This window comes from Acidobacteriota bacterium, assembly GCA_030949985.1.
Classification (GTDB): Bacteria; Acidobacteriota; Polarisedimenticolia; order J045; family J045; genus JALTMS01.
The window spans coordinates 1-4,651 of sequence record JAUZRX010000014.1 but is presented as its reverse complement, the minus strand read 5'-3'; the positions used below and the strand labels follow the sequence as shown (position 1 = coordinate 4,651).

Genomic DNA, 4,651 nt, shown 5'->3' with positions numbered 1-4,651 from the left:
ATAACGTCACGGAGCTGACACGATCACTCGTGGCAACTTACTACGAGTCGTTTGCCGCCGGCAAGCAACCCTCGGATGAGTCACTGACGAAGCTCTCGCGAGACATGGCTGAACCCCTTCGAGCACTGGGCTACGCGGTCTATCGCATCGATGGCGAAGCCACAGCTTCTCAGGTGGTCGCTCTGAATACGCGGTTCGGCAAGCTCGAAACGGTTTCCGGAACTTCCGCCTTCGCCAGAGCATGAGTGAGGAGGAAGCTGAAAAGTGGGACGCCGAGTTTGTCCGAGTGACTACCATGTCCCGGAACCTGGGCGCCTCAAAGCACTCCGTGTCCGTCACCAAGACCCTACTCAAGTCCAGCGGCGATGGGAAGCGCGCCTCTCCGGCAGCCTCATCGCAAGACGGATCCAAGGGTAAGCGGAACCGCGGAAAGAATTCCGCGAACAAGAAGAAGCCAGTACCGACCGCTGCGACAGCTGCCTAGCGCCCTGCATCACCATCCCCAGCCATCACATCACCTCTCTCATTTTAGCAAATCCATTGCACGTGAGTCGGAGTGAACGAAGAGGCTGACGGCGCGCGTCGTGAGATGGTTCTGTTTCATTGTGTATTGGATTCTATTGAACCCCTTTAGAGACCATGCCGAAGGCAAAACCTTTCCTGACCACGTTCGTGATGGATGACTACGTTCGACAGTGCCTTGCCGATTATCGCAACGAGATGGGCACACAGAAGGGTGCGGAAGCGCGAGCACGCGTGGTACGTATCTTCCTGGGGACGGTCGAGCGGGATCCAGATCGACGGAAGCCCGAGGATGTGATCTGCGAGTTCTATGTTGGCATGATTGTCAAGTGTGGTCTGTCTACGCTCACCGCACGCACGTACCTCGGATACGTGTGCTCTGCACTGCGTCTACGCGGCCCCAATGTACGAGAGGCGAAGAAGATCGCTGCGCTTCGAGCCGCACGATCAGGTCTGCTGCGCCCGGTGGTCCTTGTGGACGACGATGAGATCTTCCTGGGTCTCATGTTCTTACCAGCCGGTGCCGTTCGACGGACGTTCGCAATCGTCATTCTGACGGGGGCCCGCGTGGCCGATGCGGAGAAACTTCAAGAAGATGAGGTTATCTATCAAGACGGCGAGGAGCCCGAGCTCACCGTGGCGTGGTCACAGTTGAAGCAGCGCCGAAGCTACACCTCGCGCGTTACTATCCAGTACCCACATGGTTTGAACGCACGGTACCTCCGACGCCTACGGCACGTGATGAACGAGTTCAACACCGTGCAAGGACCACCCTGTGCCGGCGTGTCATCGGATATGTTGAACCAAGCGCTCCGAGACTCCCAGGCCTTCAAGCCGGGCGTCACGTCGAAGACGCTCCGGGTAAACTTCGCTGCTCGTGTCACGTCTTTCCTTGGAGATCAGGCCCTGGTCCCAAACGCCGTCTCGGGACTGACGGGACACATGAGTGACACTTTCGTCAAGGCTGTCTACGGCCGAAACGAAGCACTGGCTCGTGGCAAACACATTCGAGCCCAGGTCGCCCAGCGCGAGGGCGCGTGAGCCTCATCTCACGCAGCCTCCCACCGTTCCGTATTCATGCTGACGCATCAAGTGCGATCTCCCCTGGGGATCCTGCCCGCCAGATACGGTGCTTCGTCAAGCATCCGTGAGGCGAACGATACGCGCCCGTTTGGTGAACGTAACACACCCGATCTAACCACTTCGCATTTGGTCCCTGCTCGTCAGTCGAGCCAGACGTGATGGAGGGCCGTCGCCCGCGATACGACGATGAACCGGACGCACCATCACGGCTATTGGCTGTAGGTAAATGTTTTACTACGGCATCGCAAGCGGAGTCGGCTCGCAACCATGGACCTCCGCCGCCAAGTTGCCCCTCGACCCCGTCGACTCGGAGATTGTGGGAAAGCTGCTCGTCTGGGAGCTAAAGGAGCGGGCGGAAGCTATGGGAGTCCAGTTCACGGACGGTCTCCGATGGCTCCGCGACGCGGAACCGTACCGGGTAGCCGCTGCCGGCATTGACCCGAGACGGAGCGCGACAATGTGGCGAGATCACTTAAACTCTTTAGCTGACTGGCGCATCTGCCAGCAGCTCGCTTTCGATACCACTGTGACGGCCCTGTGTCGATACTTCGGTGTCCCAAAGACTGAGCTCTCCGCACGATCCATCGTCGACTGTCGTACAATATCCATTCCTATCCGGCAGCTTGTCGGGGCGGTAAACTTGGCGAGTATTCCGGACATCCTCACGAGGCTAGCGCGCGTCATTCGTCAGAGCAAGGAGCGCGCCGCGATTCTTCTCAGTGACTTACGACACTTCTTCCATCAGCTCGCGCTACACGACGATGTCCGAGAGTTCTTCACCGTGCGTCTGGACAGTGGAGAAACTTACATGTGGTGTGTGTTGCCGATGGGACACACCGTGAGCCCGAAGGTGGCTCAAACCGTCGCTCACTGCCTGCTCTCGATCGCCATGGGTTCGGCTCCAACAGGCGAGAAGCTGCCGCATTTCCAGTGGGGACGAAACTTGGTGGCCACGATTTTCTACGATAATCTGATCGCCGGTGGAGGTCTCACATCTGTCGAGAAGCTACAGCGAGAGTGGGAGAGCACGGCAGGGCGCTACCATGCGCGCCTCAAGTACAACGACGTATACACGCGTCAGAGACTGCAGCTGGATGACGTGGATGCCGAGCGTGAGAGCCAGGAGCGACCCGTTGCCCTCGGCATCCGACTCGGTGTCAAAGTCTCGAATGGCGAGAAGAATCTCCACTTCCGCCACTCCGCGGCAAACGTCTCCCGGTGGAAGGCCATCGCCGACGATGAGACCAAAACCGTCACGCTGCGTTTCGTCGCGCAACTCGTGGGGATCTGCTCTTTCGATCACTACGTGACCGGTGCGAGTCGTTGCGCGCCGGGCGGTTTCCCCGAGGAGCTCGCAATGTGCGCTCGGCGGCTGGGGCGTCTGAGGTTCGCGCGGGCACATGCCTCCGGACTCTCTTCGTGGGACACAAAGTACGACTGCAAGGAAGCGGCGACCGACGTGGCATCTCTTCGAGAGAGGATCTGCCATATCGCAAGGAACCCGTGGTACTCGGTCGTCAAACCTCACGAAGTCGGTCTCATGATCGCCACCGACTCCAGCTCCACGCACGCGGGCGCTGACGTCTACAACACTGCAGGAGAGCATCAGAAATCATCACCCAGGTGGAAGTGGGAAGGTGAGGACGCACAGCTGCACATCACAGCCAAGGAGTTGAAGACAATTCTATTGACCCTGGAATGGGATACGACGATCCGCGACATGCACATCCGATTCGGGTGTGACGCCATGGTCGTCGTGCAGCTGAGCAAGCGGGGTTACTCGGGCTCAACTGCCATGCAGACTCTGTGGACGTCCCTGGAAAAGCTCGCACTGCAGCGAAACGTGACGTTTGAAATCATCTGGATTCCAGGCGTGGACAATGCGGCCGACATTGGAACCCGCCCGGACGAATCTTTCTCCGTCGTCGAAACAAGACGCCGGCATTTGGCGACATCCACGCGGCTTCTGCATAATGTGGCCTCATCAACTTCCGAGCCAATGGAGGCGACCGATGCAATCGAGTCACTCCGCTTGGAAGGCGATGAAATCGATGCCGGGGCGTCACGATGACATTACAAGAAGCCACAAGCCGGTCGCCGTCCCGTACGGTGATCGCATCAGTACGGAACCTAGCCACCGCGATCCTTGGGGGTCGCAAGCTTCTGCCGACTTCCGCCTGGCTTCGGCTGGGGTCTGGTTGTTCTCAGGGGAAGCAAGCGTGGGGGGTGAAACTACTTCCAGCGCTAACATCAGGATTCATACCTCAAACAAGATCAATCTTTAAACCTTGAATCCAGTGTACGCGTTGGTTCCGACCTACCGTTTGTCGATGATTCCATCGACCATCGTAGGGTTCGGAAAAGCAAAAATTAGGTCTACTTCCCATGAGCTCACCAGCGGCAAAGAAGCCGTCGCGTGCCAGGGCGAAGCCTGCAACGCCTACGACGCCGCCTTCGAGGCGACCAAAGGCTACATCACCCACGGCGCCTCCGTCATCTGGGACTCCTGCGCAGCCCTCTGCGTCGCCTACGACGCCTACGAAGTCGAGATCCTCGGCGAAGGCGCGCAAGCGTCAGCGATCGACGTCCGGCTCTCCGAGTCCAAGCTCATCGCATGAGGTGCTCGCCAGGATCCTCGACGCGAACCAGAAGGCAATGAAGGAAGCGATTGATCAGATGACGGTCGCGGTCACCCAGATTGTAGATAAGGTCGTCGCCGCATCCACGGCCGCTCCCGTAGTGGTTGATTCGGTCAAGGCTTTCATCCGCACCCTCGCAAACCTGCGTGAGGACAATGTGGAAGCGCATGCGGGCACGGTGTTCACCAATCCGATGGTCGCCTGCACCGCCTATGCGCTGCTCACCGATCTGGCCAACGGCGTGATCACGTTCACGCGGGTGACAGATAACGTCACGGAGCTGACACGATCACTCGTGGCAACTTACTACGAGTCGTTTGCCGCCGGCAAGCAACCCTCGGATGAGTCACTGACGAAGCTCTCGCGAGACATGGCTGAACCCCTTCGAGCACTGGGCTACGCGGTCT

5 protein-coding genes are annotated in these 4,651 nt (G+C 58.8%); all 5 read left to right on the top strand.

Annotated elements, in window-relative coordinates; all coding sequences use genetic code 11:
* Nucleotides 1-245 (top strand): hypothetical protein (locus Q9Q40_02645; GenBank protein MDQ7006109.1); only part of this gene is annotated, 245 nt, incomplete at its 5' end.
* Between the two features lie 394 nt (nt 246-639).
* Nucleotides 640-1,563 (top strand): hypothetical protein, encoded by a 924-nt coding sequence (locus Q9Q40_02640; GenBank protein ID MDQ7006108.1) that lies wholly within the window; start codon nt 640-642, stop codon nt 1,561-1,563.
* Nucleotides 1,564-1,831: 268 nt separating this feature from the next.
* Nucleotides 1,832-3,676 (top strand): hypothetical protein, encoded by a 1,845-nt coding sequence (locus Q9Q40_02635; protein ID MDQ7006107.1) that lies wholly within the window; start codon nt 1,832-1,834, stop codon nt 3,674-3,676.
* A 217-nt stretch (nt 3,677-3,893) separates the two neighbouring features.
* Nucleotides 3,894-4,223 carry a hypothetical protein gene (locus Q9Q40_02630; protein MDQ7006106.1) on the top strand — a complete coding sequence of 110 codons (330 nt, stop codon included), beginning with the start codon at nt 3,894-3,896 and terminating at the stop codon, nt 4,221-4,223.
* A gap of 37 nt (nt 4,224-4,260) precedes the next feature.
* A partial coding sequence (locus Q9Q40_02625; protein ID MDQ7006105.1) for a hypothetical protein occupies nt 4,261-4,651 on the top strand: 391 nt, incomplete at its 3' end.